The following is a 21961-nucleotide window of genomic DNA, read 5'->3' on the forward strand; positions in this document are numbered from 1 at the left end:
GCACGCTGCCGCCGCGAGATCGTTCCCCATCGCATCGCGCCGTGCGCTCCACGCACGAGCCCCTATGCAATCTGCGAAACCCCATGAAACCGAACGTCAATACCGTAGGGTCTCGGAGGTTCCCTAGGGTCTCGACGACTGCATAGGGTCTGGACGACTGCATAGGGTCTCGGAGGCTCCGTAGAGGCCCGACGACCTCATAGGGGGCCCGGCGATGACGCGGGGTCCGGCGGCGCCGGGGACGGGGCACGAGGTCATCACGCGGCCGATCGCGCGGCGCACCGGTCGGCCGAGGAGGGGCGAGGTGGTCGCACTCCGGCTCAGCGGGCGAGGGCGTCTGCGACCGCCGCGTCGATCTCGGGGAAGCGGAACGCGAACCCCGCCTCCGTCAGGCGGGCCGGCAGCACCCACCGGCTCTTGAGGATCAGCTCGGTCTCCGTCCGGATCCCGAGGGCGCCGAGCTCGAGCATCCACCGCGGCAGCGACGGCCCGACTGCGGCGCCGACCGCACGGCGGACGACGCGCATGAACGTCGCGTTGTCGACCGGATGCGGGGCCGCCGCGTTCACGGGCCCCATCAACTCGGGCGTCGCCTCCAGGAAGTCGAGGATGCGTGCGGCGTCCTCGACATGGATCCAGCTGAATCGCTGCTTCCCGTCACGCGCGCCCGGCAGGTGCGCCGTGCCCGCCTCCCGGCGTCGACGGCCCACCGGCCACCGGCCGTCGTGCTGCGCGCCGCCGAGGCCGAGCCGCGCGAGCGTCCGCAGCGGCCCGAGCACGCCGCCGATGCCCGGGGCGAGCTCGGGACCGAGCACGATGGCGCTGCGGAGCGCGACGCGCCGAGTGCCGCGCAGCTCTCCGTGGAGCAGCGCGGCCTCCCAGGCGCGGGCGACGTCGACGGAGAAGCCGGCGCCGAGTTCCCCCGAAGCCTCGGTCATCGGCCGATCCTCCGCGTGCCGGTAGATCGTGGCGGTCGAGGAGTTCACCCAGAGCTCGGGCGGACGGTCCGCCGCGCCGATCGCGCGGTGCAGCGCCGCGGTGGTCTCGGTCCGCGACCGGAGGATCTCCGCCCGGTTCGCCGGGGTGTAGCGGCAGTTCACGCTCTTCCCGGCGAGCCCGACGACGAGCGCGGCCCCGTCGACCGCGGCGGCGATCCCGGCCGTATCGTCCCAGACGAGGTCCGCGCCCGAGCGGCCGATCGTGACGACCTCGCGCCCCTGCACGGTGTACCGGTGCTGCAGATGCCGGCCCATGAAGCCCGATGCGCCGCCGATCACCACGCGGCCGGTGCGCGTCTCCCCGCCGCCGATCATGCCCGCCCGGCGTCCTCGGCGCCGGCGATGCCGATGCCGACGGTGCCGACGCCGATGCCGTTCCCGTTGCCGATGCCGTCGTCGGCGTCTTCGGCGATGACGCCGTCGGTATCGAAGCCGGCACCGATGTCGGCATCCTCGATGATCCGGTACCGGAACGACCCGCTGTACCCGTAGATTCGCCCGACCACGGGCATGTCGATCGTGACGTCGACCCGTTGCACGCCCGCCGCCTCGTCGAAGCGCTCGTGCAGTCGGATCACGGGGGCGATCGCCCGCGGCAGGCGCAGCATGCGCCCGACGATCCGGATCCCGACGGCGCGACTGCGCAGTCGCAGGCCGCCGTCCGCGACGGAGAGGTCGAAGCTCGCGACGATCGCGCCGGACGGGCCGAGCTCGTCCACGAGCCCGCCGTGCGCATTGCGTCCGACGGCATCGCGCATCGTCCAGGTTCCCCCGGGCAGCGCGAGATCCCGCGTGCTCACCACTCGCCCGTCCGCGATCCGGTTGACGATGCGGAAGGGCACCTCGCGCGCCCAGCCGGCGTGCGCGATCCCGGCGCGCTGCAGCGGGAGGAGGAGCGGCCGCAGCCAGCGACGCGGCGTGCCGACGCTCGCGAAGGTCCCCTCGCCGACGCCGGCCCGCCCGGCGGGGATCCCGGAGAAGTAGCTCCGCAGCACCGGGTGCAGCTCGGCGACGCGCGCGCCGAGCGCTCGGGCGTACGGCGAGTCGTTCCGGGGCTCCTCCGGGGGCATGCCCCGAGGCTAGCAGTCACCCGGGAACGCGGACACCCGGGAACCCGGGAACGCCGACACGCGGCAGTTCGCCCGATCCCGGGGCCGGGATCGCCCGATCCCGGCCCCGACGCGCCCCGATGCGCTACGGGGTGTCGAGCAGCTCCGTGACGAGCGCCGCGATCTCGCTCCGCTCCGAACGGGTCAGCGTGACGTGCCCGAACAGCCGGTGCCCCTTCAGCCGCTCGATCACCGCGGCGATCCCGTCGTACCGCCCCACGCGGAGGTTGTCGCGCTGCGCGACGTCGTGCGTGAGGACGACGCGGGAGTTCTGCCCGATCCGGCTGAGCATCGTGAGCAGCACGCCGCGCTCGAGCGATTGCGCCTCATCGACGATCACGAAGGCATCGTGCAGCGAGCGGCCGCGGATGTGCGTGAGCGGCAGCACCTCGACGAGGTTCCGCGCGACGACCTCGTCGAGGACGTTCTCGGAGACGATCGATCCGAGCGTGTCGAAGACGGCCTGCGCCCACGGGTTCATCTTCTCCTGGTGGTCGCCCGGCAGGTATCCGAGCTCCTGCCCGCCGACCGCGTAGAGCGGGCGGAAGACCATGACCTTGCGATGCTGCCTGCGCTCGAGCACCGCCTCCAGCCCCGCGGCGAGCGCGAGCGCAGACTTGCCCGTCCCCGCGCTGCCGCCGAGCGACACGATGCCGACCTGCGGGTCGAGCAGCAGGTCGATCGCGAGCCGTTGCTCGGCGCTGCGCCCGCTCACGCCGAAGACCTCGCGGTCCCCGCGGACGAGGTGCAGCGAGCCGGGGCCGTCCACGCGGCCAAGTGCGGATCCGCGCGTCGAGGTCAGCACGAGCCCCGTGCCGCGCGGCAGCTCGTCGAGCCCTGCGACGTCGTCGAGCCGCTCGTCCTCCCAGAGCAGCTGCATCGCGGTCTCGTCGAGCTCGAGCGCTGCGGTGCCGGTGTACGCGTCGTCCCTGGCGAGCTCGGCGCGGTACTCCTCGGAGCCGAGGCCGAGCGCGGCGGCCTTCAGCCGCATGGGCAGGTCCTTCGAGACCACCGTGACGTCCTGGCCCTCGGAGGCGAGGTTCTGCGCGACGGCCAGAATACGCGTGTCGTTGTCCCCGAGCCGCATGCCGCTCGGTAGCGCGTCGAGGCTCGAGTGGTTGAGCTCGACCCGCACGGTGCCGCCCGCGTCGCCGACCGGCACGGGGAAGTCGAGGCGGAGGTGCCGCCCGCGGAGCTCGTCGAGGATCCGGAGCGCGCGGCGGGCGAAGTATCCGAGCTCGGGATCCTGCCGCTTCTTCTCGAGTTCCATCACGACGACGACGGGCAGCACCACGGAGTGCTCGGCGAAGCGGAACAGGGCCGCCGGGTCGCTCAGCAGGACCGAGGTGTCGAGCACGTAGCAGCGCTGATCCTGGTCCGCCGACGGGCGGTGCGCGTCGCCGGCGCTCGCCTCGGGGGCGTCGGCGGGGTGCGCTGCGGGGGGTGCGGGGTGTTGGAACTCGGCCACGGGTCGCTCCTCTTGCTTGCCACGGCTCCTGCGTGTCACCGAAGCCGAGGCGGCTTCGGCGGCCGGTCGTCCGGGATGCTGCTGCGCCCCGGGGATCGGTCCGCCCATCGGGCACCCTGCCCGATGCCTCACACGCTACGCCGCGATCCGCGAAACCTTTCCCGTGACACGCATCCCGCGCGTGAACTTCTCGTGACGGCCCCGAGAACGCACGGCGTCGTCGGCCTCCGACCCGGGTCGCGGGCGAGCCGAGGGGCGGGTCTCGCGAACGCGGCGCGCGGGGCCTTCCTTCTCCGGTATCCTGTTGGCTGCGATACCACAGTCGGGGGCCGCGTCGCAGCCTCCGGGTAACACTCTGAAGGAGCACCGCTTGCGCACGATCGACTGGGTCGACGGGGCCATCGAACTCATTGATCAGACCCTGCTCCCGCAGACGGTCGAGATGCGACGCGTCACCGAGCTCCCCGAGCTCATCGACGACATCCAGCGCCTCGCCGTGCGCGGGGCGCCGGCGCTGGGCGTCGCGGGCGCGCTCGGCGTCGCCCTCATCACCGCGAGCGTGCGCGCCGAGCTCGGGGACGCCGAGCTCGACGCCGAGGAGGTCCGCCGCCAGGCCGCGCTGCTGCGGGAGGCGCGGCCGACCGCCGTGAACCTCTCCTGGGGGGTGGACCGCGCCCTCGCCAAGCTCCCGGAGGGCGCCGACGCCGTCCTCACCGAGGCGCTCGCCATCCGCGACGAGGACATCGCCGCCTGCATCTCCATGGGGCTGCGCGGCGCCGATCTCACGCGGGAGCTGACCGCGAAGGACCGCGTGCGCGTCATGACCATCTGCAACACCGGCAGCCTCGCCACGGTGGAGCGCGGCACCGCGCTCGGCGCCATCCAGACGCTCCTCGAGCAGGGCGCGCTCGAGGAGGCGTTCCCGCTCGAGACCCGTCCGCTGCTCCAGGGCGCCCGGCTCACGGCGTGGGAGTTGCAGCGCATGGAGGCGCCCTTCCGCCTCCTCATCGACTCGGCCGGGCCGTTCCTCCTCTCGCGGGGCATCGCCGACGCCGTCTTCATCGGCGCCGATCGTATCGCCGCGAACGGCGACACCGCGAACAAGGTGGGATCCTTCTCCCTCGCTCTCGCGGCGCAGCACGCCGGCGTGCCCTTCATCGTGGTCGCCCCCGAGTCGACGATCGACATGTCGACCGCGAGCGGGGCGGACATCGAGATCGAGGACCGGGGCGTCGACGAGGTCGCCGGCTTCGCCGGCGTCCGCACCGCCCCCGCAGGCATCGGCGCCGTGAACCCGGCCTTCGACGTCACCCCGCACGAGCTCATCACAGCTATCGTCACCGAGCGCCGCGTGATCCGCCCCGCCGCGGGCGAGACGCTCGCCGGGGTGCCGTTCGAGGACCTGCGCGCCTAAGCTCATCCCAACCCCGCTGCGCTCCGCAGCATCCCACCCCCGAAAGGACCGGACATGTTCCTCACCAAGCGTCGCGCCCGCGCGGCCCTGATCGCGGGCGCGGCCTCCGCCGCGCTCCTGCTCACCTCCTGCGCGGGCGGCGGCTCCGACGCCGGCGGCTCCGACGCGGCCGCCGACGGCCCGAGCTTCATCTACATCACGAGCGACCCGATCGGTCAGAACGAGTTCCTGAAGTCCGGCAAGGTGGGCATCGACGCCGTCGCGGAGAGCTACGAAGGCACCGCGAAGACCTACGAGTCGAAGGACGACGCGACCCGGCGTTCCAACCTCGAGGCCGCGATCGCCGAGGCCCCGGAGGTCGTCGTGATGCTCGGCTTCCAGTTCGCCGATGTCGCCAAGGAGCTCGCCGAGCAGAACCCGCAGCAGAAGTTCCTGCTCATCGACACCTTCGTCGACGGCGCCCCCGAGAACCTGTACCAGGCCACGTTCCGCGAGCAGGAGCCCTCGTACCTCCTCGGCGTCGAGGCCGGCCTCCTCACCCAGGCCGACAAGGTCGGCTCGGTGCTCTCCGTCGACAACGAGCTGCTCCGCAAGTACTCGGACGGCTTCGCGGAGGGCGCGAAGAGCGTCAACTCCGCCGTCGACACCGTCGAGCCGCAGATCATCGGCGGCGAGAACCCCTTCGCCGACCCCGCACGCGGCAAGGAGCAGGCGCTCGCCTTCGCGTCCACCGGCGTCGACCAGGTGTTCGCCGTGGGCGCCGCCTCCAACGGCGGCATCATCGAGGCCGCGGCCGAGAAGGGCTTCTCGACCTACGGCGTCGACGCGAACCAGTGCGACCTCGCCCCCGGCTCCGTCGTCGACGGCACCGTCAAGGCCGTGAACAAGGTCGTCGAGACCGTCGTCGGCGAGATCATGGACGGCACGAGCTCCGCCGAGGCGACGAGCTCCTTCGGCCTCAAGGAGGAGGGCATGACCGTCGTCAGCCTCACCGAGGACGCCGCCGACTCCGGCTGCACCGTGATGGAGAACGCGGACGTGCTCGCGCAGGTCGAGGAGACCCGCGATGCCATCGTCAGCGGCGAGCTCGAGATCGCCTCGGCGAAGTGACCCGCCGGCCGGGGCGGATCCGCGCGATCCGCCCCGGCTCGTCCCCATCCCCGAATCCGAAGGAGCGAGCATGGCATCGGAAGTCTCCATGCGCGGCATCACGAAGCGCTTCCCCGGCGTGCTCGCCGACGACGACGTCGACTTCGAGGTCGAGACCGGGGAGATCCACGCGCTCATGGGCGAGAACGGCGCAGGCAAGTCGATCCTCATGTCGATCCTCGCGGGGGTGTACCAGCCTGACGCGGGAGAGATCCGCATCCGCGGCGAGCTCCGCAGGATCGCGTCCCCGCTGGACGCCATCGACGCCGGCATCGGCATGGTGTTCCAGTCCTTCAAGCTCTTCCCCTCGCTCACCATCGCCGAGAACGTGGTCTTCCGCAGCGAGCCCACGAGGCGCGGGCTCATCGATCGCCAGGCGGCGAACCGCGAGGTCGCGGCGATCGCCGAGCGCTACGGCCTCCAGATCGACCCGTCGGCGCGCGTCGACAGCGTCCCCGTCGGCGTGCTGCAGCGCGTCGAGATCGTGAAGGCGCTCTACCGCGACGCCCGCGTCCTGATCCTCGACGAGCCCACCGCCGTGCTCACCCCGCAGGAGACCGAGCGCCTCTTCGACGTGCTGCGCGCGCTCAAGGCCGACGGCCGCACCATCATCCTCATCACCCACAAGCTGGGCGAGGTCATGGCCATCTCGGATCGGGTCACCGTGCTGCGCGACGGCCGCAACGTCGCCCAGCTCGTCACCGCCGACAGCTCCCCCGCCGAGATCACCCGGCACATGACCGGTCGCGACGTGGACCTCACGACCCCGCCGCCGGCGCTCGCCCCCGGGGAGACCGCCCTCGAGGTGCGCGGCGTGACCGTCCCGGGATCGGGCGGCCGCGACGCCGTCGCCGACGCCTCCCTCGCCGTGCGCGCCGGCGAGGTCGTCGGCATCGCCGGCGTCGCCGGCAACGGACAGGTGGAGCTCGCGGAGGCGATCATCGGCATGCGTCGCACGAGCGCCGGCAGCATCGCCGTGCGCGGGCGCGAGCTCGGCGCCGCGACCATCGCCCAGCGGCGCGACGGCGGGATCGCCTACATCCCCGAGGACCGCCACGCGGTCGGCAGCGCCGGCACCGCCGACGCGATCGACAACCTCGCGCTCGGCCACCACCGCGCGGCCCCGATCCTACGTCGCGGGCTCCTCTCCCGCTCCGCCATGGCCGAGCACGCGAAGCGCCTCATCGCCCGGTTCGGCGTGAAGATCGCGAGCCCCGCGACGCCCGTCGGCACCCTCTCCGGCGGCAACCTGCAGAAGGTGGTCGTCGCCCGCGAGCTCGACTACGGCTCGCCGGTGCTCATCGCCGAGCAGCCGACCCGCGGCGTCGACATCGGCGCCATCGAGTCGATCCACCGGGAGCTCTGCGAGTACCGCGACGCCGGCGGCGCGCTGCTGCTCATCTCCGCCGAGCTCAGCGAGATCCTCTCGCTCTCCTCGCGGATCCTCGTGATGTTCGAGGGGCGCATCGTCGCCGAGGTGCCGAAGGCGGAGGCCACGGAGGCGCTCCTCGGCCTCTACATGGCGGGGCACGAGCCGGAGGCCCGGCACCGGCCCGCCGGGCTGGTCAGCGCATCCGCGGGAGCCGACCCGGCAGCCGGCGCAGGCGCGGCGCAGGCCGTGCAGAAGGGAAGCGAGCAGTGACCGCAGCGGACACCGGGGCCGGACCCCGCACAGCGATCGCCGGCGTCGGTCGCTGGCTCGCGGGGCCGATCCCCATCTCGATCGTCCTCGCGCTGCTCATCGGCGCGTGCTTCATGCTCGTGGCCGGCGTCGATCCGCTGAGCGGCTACGCCGCGATGCTGCAGGGCTCCTTCGGATCGGGAGCGGGCCTCGCGAACACGATCGCCCGGGCGATCCCCATCATCGGGATCGGCATCGCGATCGCGATCGCCTTCCGCGCCGGCGTGCTGAACCTCGGCACCGAGGGGCAGGCGGGCCTCGGAGCGGTCGCCGGCGGCGTCGTCGCCCTGACGGTGCCGGGCCCCGCGATCCTCGTCATCCCCCTCGCGATCGTCGCCGCCGTCGCCGCGGGCGCCGCGTGGGGGCTCATCGCCGCGCTGCTGCAGAACCTGCTCGGCGTGCCCGTGCTCCTCTCGACGCTGCTGCTGAACTACCCGGCGCGCTACTTCTCCTCCTGGCTCATCCGCTTCAAGCTCGACGACCCCGACTCCGACCTCGTCGCGTCCCGCCCGCTCCCCGAGTCGGGGCAGCTCTCCCTCCTCGTGCCGAAGGACTCCGCCTTCGCCGAGACGCTGCGGGGCGTCTTCGGCCCGACGGGCCCCGTCACCGCGGTGCTCACCGGCGTCAACTGGTCGCTCGTCATCCTCATCGTCGTGGTCGCCGGGGCGATCTTCATGAACCGCCGCACGCGCTTCGGTTTCGAGTCGGGGCTCAGCGGTCAGAACGCGGAGTTCGTGCGCTACAGCGGTGTGCAGCCCGGACCGCTCGTGCTGCGCACGATGGCGCTCTCCGGCGGTCTCGCCGGGCTCTTCGGGCTGCTGCTCACCATCGGCGCCCCGAGCACCAGGCTCATCGAGGGGTACTTCATCCAGACGAACTTCGCGTGGACCGCCCTGCTCGTGACGCTGCTGGCGCTCTACCGGCCCCTCGGCATCGTCGTCGCGGGGCTCTTCTTCGCGGCCATCATGGTCGGCAGCGACGCGATGGGGCGCGAGCTCGGGCTCTCGCCGCAGATCGCCGCCGTGATCCAGGCGCTCGTCATCATCCTGCTCGCGTTCCGGGTCGCGCTCCCCCGCATCCGACGCAGACGCGCGGCGGCCGAGGCGAAGGAGACCGCACGATGAACTTCCTCGAGCTGTTCGACCAGGATCTCATCTCCTCCGTGCTGCGCGCGCTGATCCCGATCCTGCTCGCCGCACTGGGCGGCATGATCGCCGAGCGCGCCGGCATCTTCAACATCGGCCTCGAGGGCATGCTGCTCGTGGGCACCTTCGCCGCGGTCGCCGCGTCCTACTTCGCGCAGAATTGGATCGTCGGGGTCCTCGCCGGGATGCTCGCCGGGATGCTGTTCTCGCTGATCCTCGGCTACGGCGCCGTCTATCGCAAGGGCGACCCGATCGTGCTCGCGATCGCGATGAACATCCTCGCGGTCGGCATGACGAGCTTCCTCCTCGTGGCCATCTTCCAGGTGCAGGGTGTCTTCCAGGACCCCGCGATCGACGGCATCCCCGTGTGGCGGATCCCCGTGCTCGCCGACATCCCCTGGATCGGGCCGCTGTTCGCCCTCACCCCGCTCGGCTACCTCGCGCTGCTGCTCGTGCCGCTGCTGTGGATCGTGCTCTTCCGCACGCCGGTGGGGCTGCGGCTGCGCGGTGTGGGCGAGCGGCCGCTCGCCGCCGCGACGATGGGCGTCGACCCGCAGCGCTACCAGCTCGGCGCGGTACTCGCCTCGGGCGCGCTCGCGGGGCTCGGCGGCGCGCAGCTCGCCCTCGGCAACGTGGTGCAGTTCACCGAGAACATGTCCGCCGGCCGCGGCTGGATCGCCGTCGTCGCCGTGATGCTCGCGCGGGCGCACCCGGTCGGCGTGCTCGGCGCGGCGCTGCTCTTCGGCTTCGCGGACGCGATCGGCTTCCGTCTGCAGTCCTTCGGCCTGCCGCAGCAGCTGACCGATGCCGGTCCGTACGTCGTCACGCTCCTCGTGCTCGTCCTCATGAGCAAGCGCTTCCGCCGCACCCGAGAGGCGGCGCTCGCGTGAGCGGCGGGGCGCCGGCGGGCGGCGGTCAGGCGGGCGGCGCGCCGTCGGGCGGTGCGCCGGTGGGCGGTGCGCCGGTGGGCGGTGCGCCGGTGGGCGGCAGTCAGGCGGGCGGCGGTCACGCGAGCGCCAGTCCGGGCATCGCAGACGCTGAGGCTGCCGCAGGCGCTGAGGCTGTCGCAGACGCGCCGTCCGAGCCGTTGCCGGCGGAGGCGGCGCGCTGGGTCGAGCGCCTCCGCCTCGAGCCTCTCGCGCACGAGGGCGGGCTCTTCCGGCAGATGCACCTCGACGCGCACTCGAGCGCGATCTACTACCTGCTCGCACGACCCGATTTCTCGGCGCTGCACGCGCTCGCGTCGACCGAGGTCTACCACTGGTACGCCGGCTCGCCGCTGCGATTGCTGCTGCTGCACCCCGACGGCCGGGCGGAGGAGCGGCTGCTCGGCCCCGACGCCGACGCGGGGCAGCTGCCGCAGCTCGTCGTGCCGCCCGGGGTGATGCAGGGCTCCTCCCCGGCGGGCGACTGGTCGCTCGTCGGCACGACGATGTCGCCGCCGTTCGACTGGGACGGCTTCGTGCTCGGCGGCGACCGCGCCGCGCTGCAGGAGCGCTACCCGGACGCGGCCGGGCGCATCGCCGAGCTCACGCGCTGACCGCCTGAGACCGGCCTGCGTGCTGACCCGCGCGCTTCCGCCCGAGCGCTCGCGCCCCTCGAGGTGGAGCGCTCCAAGGAACGCGAACCGGGATAATCCGCGCGCTTTAGCCCCGTTCGCGTGAATTCCGAATGGGTCCGGGGCGGTGGGGTCGGCTCGGCGGGGTCAGGGTTCAGGGGCCAGGGGTCGGCTGCGGGCGCGCCGGACCGCTCAGGGGCGGGCCGGCACGCGCCGCGGGGCGAGCTCGCGCTGCCGATCGACGCGGAACTGCCCGCACAGCACGAGGATCACGACGACCGCGGCGATCGCGATCCACCCCGACGCCCCGAGCGGCAGCACGAGCGCGGGATCGAGCGGAGCACCGGCCGCGGCGACGACGACGATCAGCCCGCCGGATGCGTTCAGCGCGCCGTGCCCGACGACGGCGGGCCACACGGAGCCGGTGCGCAGCCGCGCCCACCCGAGCAGGACCCCCCACGCGACGCAGCCGGCCGTCATGAGGGCCACGCCGCGCCAGTCGGTGAGCCCGAAGTTGTAGCCGAGCAGGATCAGCGGCGAGTGCCACAGCCCCCACACGGCCCCCGAGACGAGGAGCGCCGGCCACGTGCCGAGGGGGCGCAGCGCCGGGAGCAGCCAGCCGCGCCAGCCGAGCTCCTCCCCGAATGCGAGCACGCTGTTCACGAGCGCACCGAGCGGCACGGCGGCGATCTGCAGGGCCACGAGAGCGCCGATGGGCGGCATCGTCGCACGGGCGAGTTCCGCCGTCGATCCGTCGAGCGCCCCGAGCTGCGCGTCGATGGTCGCCCGGAAGCCGGAGAACCCGACGAGATCGAGCCGCGTCCACCCGAACAGGGCCGCGATGCCGATCGCGAGGGCCACCACGAGGAGCGGCGCGACGGTCGCGCAGACGGTCCACCAGACGACGCGCCTCGCGGGCCGCAGCGGCCACATGCCGAGCAGCCGCAGCCGCTCCCCGCGGGGAATCCGCGCGACGAACAGGGCGACGACGGCACCGATCGCCGGCGTCGTCATCATGACGGACGCGACGAGCCCGAGCAGCACGGGGAAGGCCGGATCCTCGGCGCCGATGCGCCACAGCGGGATCGCGACGAGCCAGGAGAGTCCGAAGGAGACGACCGCGAAGACCTCGACCGCGACCCAGGGGACGCTCCGAAGACGGAACGTCGGCGCACCTCCCGCCCCGTCGCTTGCCGGCGCGCTCGTCGGGCCCTCGTCCATACGGTCTCCTCGTTCCACGTTCATTCCCGCGTCCCCTCCCCGTTCCGCGCGGCCTCTAGCGCCGCGGCCGCCGTGCGCGCGTCGTCGACGGTCACGGCGAAGAGCCGCCCGTCGTGCCGGGTCGCCACGAGCGCCTCCCCGGCACGCATCACGATGCCGAAGCGCCCGGGCGCCCAGCGCAGTCCCCACCCGCCGAACTCGGTGAGCGGCTCGATCCGGGAGACCTCGACGCGGGCGACGTCGGTCGCCGGCAACCGGAACACCGGCCATCCGACCACGGATCGGGCCACGAGCCCCGCGGCGTCCACGCGCACTCGGAACCCCGCCGAGACCGCGAGCAGCCCGACGACGATCACGAGCGCGCCGACCATCACCCACTGCACGGCGGCCGGCGCCGGGGAGGCGAACACGATGGCGACGGCGAGCACCATCGATACCGCCGCGAATCCGGCGAGCCAGGAGTACACCCGCGACGGACGCACCCGCCCGAACCAGACCGCGCGCTCCGTCGACGCCAGCTCCAGCGCGGCGCTCGGCGCCTCGGGCGCCATCAGGATGTCGGCGCGCGGCTGCACGGCCCAGGCGACGAGGCCGACGACGATCCAAGCCCCGAAGCCGAGCCCCATGTACCCGCCGATGCCCGGCGCGTCGGCGGCCTCGGCGAGATCGAGCTGCACCGCCGCGCTGGCGATGCCGACCGTGGCGAAGAAGACCGCGAACCCGGCGGCGAAGGCCGCGAGGAAGCGCTGCGCCGACGACCACATCGGCGCGCCGGGCTTCAGCCCGGACAGGCCCGTCATCAGCGACAGCAGCACGGTCATGCCGCCGCCGAGACCGAGGGTCAGCCAGAGGAAGGTGCTCGGGGCACCGAAGCCGTCGGGGCCGCCGGTGAAGCCCCAGTGCGTGGCGGCGGGATCCGGCATCCGCGGCAGCCACACGGCGAGCAGCGCGCACGCGACGGCGATGACGGCCAGCGGCAGGATCAGCCCGACCCAGCGCGCCGCGCGTCTCGCGCGGGCGAGCTCGCGCTGCTGCTCGGGAGTCAGCCGCGGCTCGGGCAGCGGTGCGGGCGCCGCGTACCGCCTCCGCGCGGACGGCCCGTCGGCGCGAACGGAATCAGAACCGGGATCCGGATCCGGACTCGGACCAGGATCCGGAGCCTGGCCCGGAGCCGGATCCTCGCCCGGAGCCGGATCCCGGCGCATCGGTCCGGAATCGGGAGCGTCGTCGGTCATCGGTCCTCCTGAGGTCGTTCCGGCGCGATGCCGGTCGCGGGGCGCGTCGCGCGGGCGGCGACGGGAGCGCCGGCGCGGCGACCGGCGTGGGAGACGAGCGCGGCGAGCGCCTCGGGGCCGATCCCGAGGATCGTCGCGCGTTCCGCGAGCGCGACCGCCTGCACGTGCAGTTCGGCGAGCCCGGCGACGCGATCGGTGACGACGGCGCCGCGGCCCCGGCGCAGATCGACGAGCCCCTCGTCCCGGAGCGCCTGGTAGGCGTGCAGCACGGTATGGGGGTTGATGCGGAGGGCTGCGGCCACCTCGCGGGCCGGGGGCAGCGTCTCCCCGGCGCGGAGCCGGCCCGCGGCGAGGTCGCCGCGGATCGCGTCGGCGATCTGCGCGTAGATCGGCCGCTCGCTGGCCTCGTCGATCCGGATCAGCATCTTCCCCCTCCTTCGAGGAATAATTCTATATCAACTAGAACTACAGATCCAGACGCGCGACGACGACGAGGCCCCCTCCCCGCCGAGCGGGGAGGGGGCCTCGCGGTCCGGGTCGCGGTCGCCTAGAAGGCCGCGATGCCGGTGAGCTCTCGCCCGATGACCAGCTGGTGCACCTCGTCCGTGCCCTCGTAGGTGCGCACCGACTCCAGGTTCGCCATGTGGCGCATCACCGGGAAGTCGGAGGTGATGCCGTCGCCGCCGAGGATCGAGCGGCAGGTGCCGGCGATCTTGATGGCCTCCCGGACGTTGTTGAGCTTGCCCACGGAGATCTGGGCGTGCGGCAGCGTGCCGGCGTCCTTGAGGCGCCCGAGGTGCAGGGCGAGCAGCAGCCCCTTCTCGTACTCGAGGAACATGTCGGCGAGCTTCGCCTGGATGATCTGCTTGGAGCCGATCGGCGCGCCGAACACCTCGCGCGACTGCGAGCGCTCGACCGCCGCCTCGAGGCAGGAGCGCGCGGCGCCCATGACGCCCCACGCGATGCCGTAACGGGCCTCGTTCAGACACTTGAAGGGCGAGGACAGCCCCTTCGAACCCGGCAGGATCGCGTCGGCCGGCAGGCGCACCTCGTCGAGCACGATCTCCGTCTGGAGCGAGGCGCGCATCGAGAGCTTGTTCTCGATCGCGGTCGCCTGGAAGCCCGGAGTGTCGGTCGGCACGACGAAGCCGCGCACGATCCCCTCCTCGTCCTTCGCCCAGATCACCCCGACCGCGGCGATCGTGGCGAGCCCGATCCACCGCTTCCGGCCGTTGAGCACCCACTCGTCGCCCTCGCGCCGTGCCGTCGTGAGCATCGTGTTCGGGTCCGAGCCCCCCTGCGGCTCGGTGAGGCCGAAGAAGCCGATCGCCTCGCCCCGGCCCATCGCGGGCAGCCAGCGCTGCTTCTGCTCCTCGGAGCCGAACTTGTAGATGGCGCCCATCGCGAGCGAGCCCTGCACCGACAGGGCGGTGCGGAACCCGGAGTCGACGGCCTCGAACTCCATGGCGACGAGGCCGTAGGCGACCGACGAGGCGCCCTTCAGGCCGTATCCCTCGAGGTACATGCCGAAGGCGCCGAATTCGCCGACCTCGGGGAGCAGCTCGACCGGCAGCCTGCGGTCCTCGAAGGCCTGGTCGATGATCGGGCGGATCCGCGTCTGGGCGAAGTCGCGCGCCTTGAGCTGCCACTCGCGCTCCTCCTCGGTGACGAAGTCGGCGACGTCGAACAGCTGGTCGATGGTGGTGGTCATGGGGATCCTCTCGGGCGGAAGGCGGAAGGCGGAAGGCGGAAGGCGGAAGTGTCGGCTGGCGGAAGGCGGAAGTGTCGGCTGGCGGAGTCGCGGGATCGGGGCGGCTGGTTCAGCGCGGCAGCCAGGCGGCGTCCTGGTGCTCGCCGATACCGGGCGGCGGGGTCTCGTAGCGCGCGGGCGTCTCGGACAGGGACACGGGCAGCGCGACCGAGCGGACCGCGTGCGTCGCGCCGTCCGGGCCGAGCGCCGCGGTCTCGGCGACGGGCTCGAGCCCCAGGGACTCGGCGAGCTCGAATGCCTGCGCGATCGTGTTCACCCGCCCGGCGGGGATGTTCGCGGCGGTGAGCGCCGCGATCCAGTCGGCCGCATCGCGGGCGCGGAGCGCCTCCTGCAGCGCCGCGCGGAGCGCCTCCCGGTGCGCGACGCGCTGCGGATTCGTGCGGAAGCGCTCGTCATCGGCGAGCTCGGGGATGCCGAGGACGCCGCACAGGCGCGCGAACTGCCCGTCGGTGCCGACCGCGAGCGCGATCGGCTGATCCGCCGCGGCGAGGGTCTCGTACGGGGCGATCGAGGGGTGGGCGTTGCCCATGCGGCCGGGAGCGACGCCGGTCTCGAGCGTGGAGGAGGCCTGATTGGCGAGGGCGGAGAGCAGCGAGCCGAGCAGGGTCACCTTCACGTGCTGGCCGCGTCCGGCGACCGGGGACCCGGCGGTGTCGCGCGCGCGCAGCGCGGCCTGGATCCCGATCACCGAGTTCAGGCCCGTGAGGATGTCGACGAGCGCCACACCGACCTTCGTCGGCTCCCCGCCGGCCGCGTCGGACTGCCCCGTGATGCTCATGAGGCCGCCGACGGCCTGCACGAGCAGGTCGTAGCCCGGGAGGTCGCGCCCCGCCGCGTCGCCGAAGCCCGAGATCGAGCAGTACACGACGCCCGGGTTGTCCGCCGCGAGCTCCGCGTACCCGAGGCCGAAGCGCTCCATGGTTCCCGGCTTGAAGTTCTCGATCACGACGTCGGCCGTGCGGGCGAGCTCCCGGGCGCGCGCGAGGCCCTCGGGATCGCGCAGGTCGCAGACCACCGAGCGCTTGCCGCGGTTGACCCCGGCGAAATAGGTGCTCTGCCCCGCCGCATTCACGGGCGGCCGCCACTGCCGGGTGCCGTCGCCCTCCGGGCTCTCGATCTTGATGACGTCGGCGCCGAGATCGGCGAGGATCATCGTGGCGTGCGGCCCCGCCAGCACGCGCGAGAAATCGGCGACGCGGATCCCGGCGAGTGCGCCGACCCGGGCGGCACCCGTATCGGCCGACGCCCCGGCGGCGGGTCCGTCCCGCCCGGTGCCCGGATCCTGCGGCACGTCGTTCCTTCGCACCCTGCTCCTCCATCGTCGCTGCTCGTGGGCCGGCGCGCGCCGGCGGCCGGCACCCGGCCGGCCATGTCGCCAGTCTACGGAGCCCGAGGCGCGCGACCGCCGCCTTCTTGCATACCCAGGCAGACTTCGCCTGTGCAAGAATTGCAGCGTGGCCACCCTCTCCCAGCTCCTCGCCGTTCCCGCACTCGGGCTGCGCCTCCTCCAATCGGGGCCCGGCGACCCGGAGATGAGCTGGAGCTCGACGACCGAGCTGCTCGATCTCAGCGCGCATCTCGAGGGCGGTGAGATCATCCTCACCACGGGCCTCGCCCTGGCCTTCGACGATCCTCGCTGGCGCGACTTCGTGGCGGCGCTCAGCCGCGCCAGGGTCGCCGCGATCGGCTTCGGCGTCGGGGTGAATCACGACCGGGTGCCCCCCGGCCTCGTCCTCGCCGCGAGCTCCTACCGCGTCGCCCTCTTCGAGGTCCCGCCCCCGACGCCCTTCATCGCGGTCAGCAAGGCGATCGCCCGTCTGCTCCAGGCGGACGAGCTGCGCTCCGCGCGCTCCGCGATCCAGGCGCAGCAGCGGCTGCTCGACGGCGCTCGGGACGAGCGCTCCCCCGCGGAGATCCTGGCGAGCATCGCCCAGGCCACCGGCCGGCATCTCGCGCTGATCGCCGGGGACGGGCGCGCGCTCGCGAGCACCGCGGGCTTCGCAGCCGCGCAGGCATCCGGCGAGGCGGAGCGCATCGCGCTCGACCGAGAGGGGACGCTGCACCTCGCGATCGCGGGATCCGAGCCGCTCGCGCCCGAGGGCCGCGCTGTGCTCACGGCCGGGGCGATGGTGCTCGGGCTCGAGCTGCGCGGCGACCACGCGGCGACCGCGCGCGAACGGGAGCGCTGGGAACGGCTCGCCGCCGGGCTCCTCTCCGGCGAGCTGCCCCCGGCGGCCGTCTCCGTGCTCGCGCCCGGCGCCGAGCTGCCCGGACGCGTGCGCGCGATCGCGGTCCAGGGCGGGGCGGAGGATCTCGCGGCCTGGCGCCGCCGCCCGCGCGGAGGCCTGGAGCGGCTCATCGCCCCGGGCGACGCCCCGGACACCCCGGGCCTCGCCCGAGCCTGGCAGCTCGTCGCAGACGATGAGGCGGCACTCGCGCGCGCGCTCGAGACCGCGGCGCTGCACGACCTCGACGCGGTCGTCGGCCGCCCGGCGACGCTCGCCGAGGCCCCGCTGAGCCGGCGCTCGGCCGCGTCCCGGCTGCGTTCCCTCTCGCCGACCGCGCCGCTGTACACGGCGCCGCGCGTCCCCGAGGCGGTGTGGGCGGATCGCGACGCGCCGCTGCTCGAGGCGCTCCTCGCGACGGACGGCGTCCCCGCGGCCGGCACCCGCTCCGCGGCGCACCGCGCGACGGAGCGCGAGGCGGCGAAGGCGCCCCGCCCGCTGACCGCCCGGGTGCTCGGACCGCTCTCGGCGCACGTCGCGGAGCTGGACGCCTCCGAACGGACGATGCTCCGCGAGACCCTCGGCCGCATCTTCCGCTCGGACGGGCAGCGCGGTCCCGCCGCGCAGGCGCTCGGCATCCATCGCAACACCCTCCGCGACCGCCTCGCGCGCATCGAGCGCCTGACCGGGCGCTCCCTCGCGGATCCGGACGACCGGGCCGAGCTCTGGTTCGCGCTCCGGCTCGAGGAGATCGGCGGCTGAAGTGCGCGCGAGCCGGCGCGCGAGCCGACACGCGCCGTCCCCCGCACGCGGACCCTCGCGCCTCAGCCCTCGCCCGGCTCCGGGTCCAGCACTCGAGCGGCGGATCGCTGCAGCGCCGCCACGACCGCCCGCACCTCGGCGCGGGATTCATCGCGCGCGGTGAGGATCATGAGCCGTCGGCCGTCGCCCTCCTCGAGCCCGTACGCCCGGATGCCGGGATGGCGGTAGCTGACGAGGCTCAGCCGCGGCACCACGGACACGCACATGTCGCGGGCCACGAGCTCCTGCACGACCATGTAGTCGTCGGTGGAGTGGCGGATGTCGGGTGCGAAGCCCTCGCGCTCGGCGATGCGCAGGAAGTGCTGCCGGCAGCTCGGGCAGCCGGCGACCCAGCGGTCGCCCGCATGATGCGCCATCCGCCTGGTGCGCTGCGCCCGCGCATCGCCGCGCCGGGCGGAGACGATGAGCTGCAGCGGGTCCCAGCCGATCTCGGTCGAGGCGAACTCCTCCTCGGCCCCTCGGAGCTCCTGCGCGTCGTGGCGGAAGACGAGCGCGACGTCCGCCGCACCGCGGCGCAGCAGCTCGGGCACCGAGGTCGGCTCCTGCTGCTCGAGGTCGATGGTCGTACCCGGGGCCCCGCCGGGGCGGGCGAGGAGCTCGGACATGGCCGGGGCGACGATGCTCGTGCACGCCGAGGGGAAGGCGACGACGCGGACCGTCCGGGCTTCCCCCGCCACGATCCCCGCGACGTCCCGGGCCGCGCGGGCGAGGTGGCCGTCGATGAGCTCCGCGTAGTGCAGCAGCCGCGTGCCCGCGTCGGTGAGGCGCACGCCCTTCACGGTGCGCACGACGAGCGCCGCGCCGAGTCCCTCCTCGAGGCGGCGGACCTGCCCGCTGAGCGCCGGCTGCGTCCAGCCGAGTTCGCGCGCGGCGGCGGCGAAGGAGCCGTGCTCGGCGACCGCGCGGAACGACATCAGCGCGCGCGGATCGATCTCGGCGCTCATGCGCGTGCGGATCCCGCCCCCGCGCGACGCGGCGCCCGCCGGGAGCGGGCCGGCGCGTGCCGCGCCGCCGCGATCCGTATCAGCCCCTGCATGCCGACGAGCCTAGTCGCACGTCGGCGCGGCCGCACGGAGGAGCCGCTCCATCGCCGCGCGCAGCTCCGGCAGGGGCAGCGCGGCGTTGAAGCGCACGCACCCCTCGCCGGCGGCACCGCATTCGGCGCCGTCGGTCACGATGAGCCCCGCACGGCGCCGCACGAGCGCGGCGGCCGACGCTCCGGCCGGGTCGAGCGCGGTGCCGCGGAGATCGCACCAGAGCAGATAGGTGGCGCGCGGCGGAACGACCCGCGGCCCGCCGTGCAGCTCCCCCTCGCCCAGCAGCGATGTCGCCACGGCGATCCCCTCGCGCAGCACCGCGAGCGTCTCCGCGAGCCACTCGCGCCCGCGTCCGTAGGCGGCCTCGGTCGCCACGACGCCGAGCGCCGAGGTCTGGTGCTCGTACCAGTGCCCCACCCGCTGCCAGCGTTCGAGGTGCTCGGGATTCGTGAAGACGAGCTGACCGCACTTCGCGCCGGGAATGTTGAAGGCCTTGCTCGCCGACGTCGCGGTGATGGTGTGCGCCGCGGCCCGCGGCGAGCGCGCCGCGTAGACGAGGTGCGGCTCGTCGCCGAGCATGATCGGCGCGTGGATCTCGTCGGCGAAGACCATGCCGCCGCACTCGTCGACGAGTCGTTCGAGCTCCGCCAGCTCGGCCCCGTCCGCCACCTTCCCGATCGGGTTGTGCGGGTTGCAGAGCACGAGCAGCCGCGCGCCGCGGCCGAATGCGGCGCGCAGGCCGTCGAGATCGTAGCGCCACCCCGCGGCCTCCCGGATCATGGGCACCTCGATGACGGGGCGCCCGATGAGCTGCGGCACCGACACGAAGGGCATGTACGCCGGGGTGGGCACGATGATCGGCTCGCCCTCGGGCACGAAGTGGGTGAGCACGGCGCGGAAGCCCGCGACCAGATCGGACACCGGTCGGATCGCGGCCGGCGGCGGGGTCCAGCCGTACTCGGTCTCGAGCCAGGCTCCGACGGCGTCCTGCATCCGCGCGATGTGCGCTGCGGAGAGGTAGCCGAGCTCCCCCTCCGCGAGCGCGTCGGCGAGGGCGCGGGTCACCGCCTCGGGTCTCCCGAAATCCATCTCGGCGATCGCGCGACCGATCGCTCGATCCGACGTGTGCAGGCTCGTCGACATGCCGTCCTCTCACTGGCTGGGCTGGCTGGGCGTCCCGTCCGGGGGATGCGCCACCCGGTACCCGGCTCATCGTATGCCGGTCGCCGCCCGCCCAGCTGCCCGTTTCGGCTGGGGTGATATGCGTTCTGCTTGGGGGGCGTCGCCGCCGGTCCCCCGGCATTCCGCGGAGGGCCGCGGAGGGGCGCCTCGGCGCGTCTCGCGCGATCCGCGACTGTACTAATGTGGCCCCAGAAGCAACCGTCGACGGCGGATCCCTCGATGCCGAGGGCGTCGCGCGACGCTGCGCCGAACCGCGAAGGAGCAGATCACCCATGCAAGCCACACCCCAGCGCACCCCCCTGCGCCGCATCGGCGCGGCGGCGCTCCTCACCGCGGCGCTCGCCCTCGTCGGCTGCGCCGGCGGCTCCGCCGCCCCGCCCGCCGAGGACGTCGAGCTCGTCGACACCGGCGCGGAGATCGAGGAGGTCACGGTGGCCTTCCCCGGATCGCTCGCGAATCTCTACATCGGTCAGGAGAGCGGGATCCTCAACTACAACCTCGCCGCGACCGTGCAGGAGGGCCTCGTCGCCCAGGACGCCGAGGGCAAGGTCGTCCCGGCGCTCGCGGAATCGTGGGAGACGCCGGACGAGACGACGTACGTCTTCGCCCTGCGCGAGGACGCGGCCTTCCAGAACGGCGACCCGGTCACGCCGCAGGACGTGGTCTTCAGTCTCGAGCGCGCCGCCGACGCCGAGGCGTCCCCCGGCATCTCCTACTACCTCGCGAACCTCGCCTCGGCGGAGGTCACCGGTGAGCACGAGGTGACCGTCACGAGCACGACCCCCGACGCGACGTTCCTCACGAGCCTCTCGAACACCGGCGCGCTCGTCGTCACCCAGCAGGCGTTCTGGGAGGAGCACGACGGCGCGGTCGGCACGAGCAGCTCGTTGCTCATGGGGACCGGACCGTACCGGGTGACGGAGTTCCAACCGGACTCGCACGTCACGCTCGAGCGGGTCGACACCTGGTGGGGCGAGCTGCCCCCGGCGAAGTCCATCCGCGTGAACTTCATCCCCGATGCGAGCACGCGCCTCGCCGCGGCGCAGAAGGGCGACGTCGACATCGCGTTCAACGTGCCCATCAATCAGGCCGAGGACTGGGGGGCGATCGCGGGCATGCGCGTCGAGTCGATGAACGACCTCTCCTACGTCGGGCTGCTCTTCGATCAGCGCGTGCCGCCGTTCGACGACGTCGACGTGCGCACCGCGATCGCGCAGAGCATCGACCGCGCCGCGATCGCCGAGAAGCTGCTGCGCGGCTACGGCGAGGCTGCGACCGCCATCATGACGCCGGAGTCGCTCGCCGCGGCCTACGACGGGGACGAGGCGCGTCGCGTGCTGGCGGAGGAGGTGCCGCAGCACGACTTCGATCTCGAGTCGGCGCGGGCGCTCCTCGCGGGCACGGAGGCCGAGGGGCTCTCCACGGAGATCACCTACCCGAACACCGGCCCGCAGATCGGCATCGCCGCGCAGGCCATCGCCGAGAACCTCAACGAGATCGGCATGGACGTGTCGGTGCGCGAGGTCCCCATCGAGGAGTGGCTCGCGACGATCGGCGACGGCGAGCACGGCATCGGTTTCATGTGGTACTTCTCGACGACCGGCGATCCCGCCGAGGTGAGCAGCTACCTCGTCGGCCCGGACAACCCGAACGGCTTCGAGAGCGAGGAGGCCGCGGCCCTCATCACCGAGGCGAACGCGCTCTCCGATCCGGCGGAGCGGGCCGCGAAGCTCCTCGAGCTCGAGCGGCTCAACGCCGAGCAGGTCGTCAACGCGCCGATCTGGTGGGGGAAGTCGGTCACCGCGTTCTCCAACACGGTCGGCGTCCACGACTACAGCCCGTTCACCTTCACCGGCGCCTGGGGAGCCCAGCTCTTCGCGGCCGAAGCCGAATAGTCCCCGATCGGGTGCGGCCGAGCGGCCGCACCCCCGACGCCTGGAAGGCGG

At 73.4% G+C, this 21961-nt stretch carries 18 protein-coding genes; 8 read left to right on the top strand and 10 right to left on the bottom strand.

The annotated features are described in order from the left end of the window. Positions 1 to 320 precede the first annotated feature (320 nt). From MUN78_RS11120 to phoH2, 3 genes are all read right to left on the bottom strand, one after another. Positions 321 to 1313 (bottom strand): epimerase, encoded by a 993-nt coding sequence (locus MUN78_RS11120; protein WP_244726454.1) that lies wholly within the window; start codon positions 1311 to 1313, stop codon positions 321 to 323. Next, entirely contained in the window at positions 1310 to 2068 is a 759-nt protein-coding gene (locus tag MUN78_RS11125) for a DUF4166 domain-containing protein (RefSeq protein WP_244726456.1), read from the bottom strand. The genes MUN78_RS11120 and MUN78_RS11125 overlap by 4 nt, the downstream gene beginning before the upstream one ends. A gap of 124 nt (positions 2069 to 2192) precedes the next feature. Beyond that, complete coding sequence (phoH2, locus tag MUN78_RS11130; RefSeq protein ID WP_244689899.1) at positions 2193 to 3575, bottom strand: RNA 5'-3' helicase PhoH2; 1383 nt, start codon at positions 3573 to 3575, stop codon at positions 2193 to 2195. Positions 3576 to 3945: 370 nt separating this feature from the next. On the opposite strand from phoH2, the gene mtnA reads away from it, so the two are divergent. The 6 genes from mtnA to MUN78_RS11160 all read left to right on the top strand — a co-directional run bounded on the left by mtnA (position 3946) and on the right by MUN78_RS11160 (position 10504). Beyond that, positions 3946 to 4989, top strand: a complete 1044-nt coding sequence (mtnA, locus tag MUN78_RS11135) for an S-methyl-5-thioribose-1-phosphate isomerase (protein WP_244726458.1) — start codon at positions 3946 to 3948, stop codon at positions 4987 to 4989. Between the two features lie 54 nt (positions 4990 to 5043). After that, positions 5044 to 6099 carry a BMP family ABC transporter substrate-binding protein gene (locus MUN78_RS11140; protein ID WP_244726459.1) on the top strand — a complete coding sequence of 352 codons (1056 nt, stop codon included), beginning with the start codon at positions 5044 to 5046 and terminating at the stop codon, positions 6097 to 6099. A 70-nt stretch (positions 6100 to 6169) separates the two neighbouring features. Continuing rightward, positions 6170 to 7780, top strand: coding sequence for an ABC transporter ATP-binding protein (locus tag MUN78_RS11145; RefSeq protein WP_244726461.1), 1611 nt, complete (start codon positions 6170 to 6172; stop codon positions 7778 to 7780). Continuing rightward, positions 7777 to 8943 (top strand): ABC transporter permease, encoded by a 1167-nt coding sequence (locus MUN78_RS11150; RefSeq protein WP_244726463.1) that lies wholly within the window; start codon positions 7777 to 7779, stop codon positions 8941 to 8943. Before MUN78_RS11145 ends, MUN78_RS11150 begins: the two co-directional genes overlap by 4 nt. Then, complete coding sequence (locus MUN78_RS11155; protein WP_244689910.1) at positions 8940 to 9854, top strand: ABC transporter permease; 915 nt, start codon at positions 8940 to 8942, stop codon at positions 9852 to 9854. Before MUN78_RS11150 ends, MUN78_RS11155 begins: the two co-directional genes overlap by 4 nt. Continuing rightward, on the top strand, positions 9851 to 10504 hold the full coding sequence (locus MUN78_RS11160) for a cupin domain-containing protein (RefSeq protein ID WP_244726464.1): 654 nt from the start codon (positions 9851 to 9853) through the stop codon (positions 10502 to 10504). The genes MUN78_RS11155 and MUN78_RS11160 overlap by 4 nt, the downstream gene beginning before the upstream one ends. Before the next feature lie 210 nt (positions 10505 to 10714). On the opposite strand, the gene MUN78_RS11165 is transcribed toward MUN78_RS11160, so the two are convergent. From MUN78_RS11165 to MUN78_RS11185, 5 genes are all read right to left on the bottom strand, one after another. Continuing rightward, positions 10715 to 11743, bottom strand: coding sequence for a CPBP family intramembrane glutamic endopeptidase (locus MUN78_RS11165; RefSeq protein ID WP_244726466.1), 1029 nt, complete (start codon positions 11741 to 11743; stop codon positions 10715 to 10717). Between the two features lie 20 nt (positions 11744 to 11763). Further along, positions 11764 to 12978 carry a DUF1648 domain-containing protein gene (locus tag MUN78_RS11170; RefSeq protein ID WP_244726468.1) on the bottom strand — a complete coding sequence of 405 codons (1215 nt, stop codon included), beginning with the start codon at positions 12976 to 12978 and terminating at the stop codon, positions 11764 to 11766. Beyond that, positions 12975 to 13403: a GntR family transcriptional regulator gene (locus MUN78_RS11175; RefSeq protein ID WP_244726470.1), complete on the bottom strand. Its 429-nt coding sequence runs from the start codon at positions 13401 to 13403 to the stop codon at positions 12975 to 12977. The genes MUN78_RS11170 and MUN78_RS11175 overlap by 4 nt, the downstream gene beginning before the upstream one ends. A gap of 122 nt (positions 13404 to 13525) precedes the next feature. Continuing rightward, on the bottom strand, positions 13526 to 14689 hold the full coding sequence (locus MUN78_RS11180; RefSeq protein WP_244726472.1) for an acyl-CoA dehydrogenase family protein: 1164 nt from the start codon (positions 14687 to 14689) through the stop codon (positions 13526 to 13528). Between the two features lie 109 nt (positions 14690 to 14798). Continuing rightward, complete coding sequence (locus MUN78_RS11185; RefSeq protein WP_244726474.1) at positions 14799 to 16055, bottom strand: CaiB/BaiF CoA transferase family protein; 1257 nt, start codon at positions 16053 to 16055, stop codon at positions 14799 to 14801. Between the two features lie 148 nt (positions 16056 to 16203). Between MUN78_RS11185 and MUN78_RS11190 the strand changes: the two genes are divergently transcribed. Then, a complete protein-coding gene (locus MUN78_RS11190) occupies positions 16204 to 17736 on the top strand; it encodes a PucR family transcriptional regulator (protein WP_244726476.1) in 1533 nt (510 codons plus the stop codon). A gap of 62 nt (positions 17737 to 17798) precedes the next feature. On the opposite strand, the gene MUN78_RS11195 is transcribed toward MUN78_RS11190, so the two are convergent. Together MUN78_RS11195 and MUN78_RS11200 are read right to left on the bottom strand one after the other, a co-directional pair. Further along, positions 17799 to 18740, bottom strand: a complete 942-nt coding sequence (locus tag MUN78_RS11195) for a LysR family transcriptional regulator (protein WP_244726477.1) — start codon at positions 18738 to 18740, stop codon at positions 17799 to 17801. A 102-nt stretch (positions 18741 to 18842) separates the two neighbouring features. Beyond that, positions 18843 to 19976, bottom strand: a complete 1134-nt coding sequence (locus MUN78_RS11200) for a MalY/PatB family protein (protein WP_244726479.1) — start codon at positions 19974 to 19976, stop codon at positions 18843 to 18845. A gap of 311 nt (positions 19977 to 20287) precedes the next feature. Between MUN78_RS11200 and MUN78_RS11205 the strand changes: the two genes are divergently transcribed. Then, positions 20288 to 21910 (top strand): ABC transporter substrate-binding protein, encoded by a 1623-nt coding sequence (locus tag MUN78_RS11205; RefSeq protein ID WP_244726481.1) that lies wholly within the window; start codon positions 20288 to 20290, stop codon positions 21908 to 21910. Positions 21911 to 21961: the final 51 nt, after the last annotated feature.

This window comes from Leucobacter allii (assembly GCF_022919155.1).
Taxonomy (GTDB): Bacteria; Actinomycetota; Actinomycetes; order Actinomycetales; family Microbacteriaceae; genus Leucobacter; species Leucobacter allii.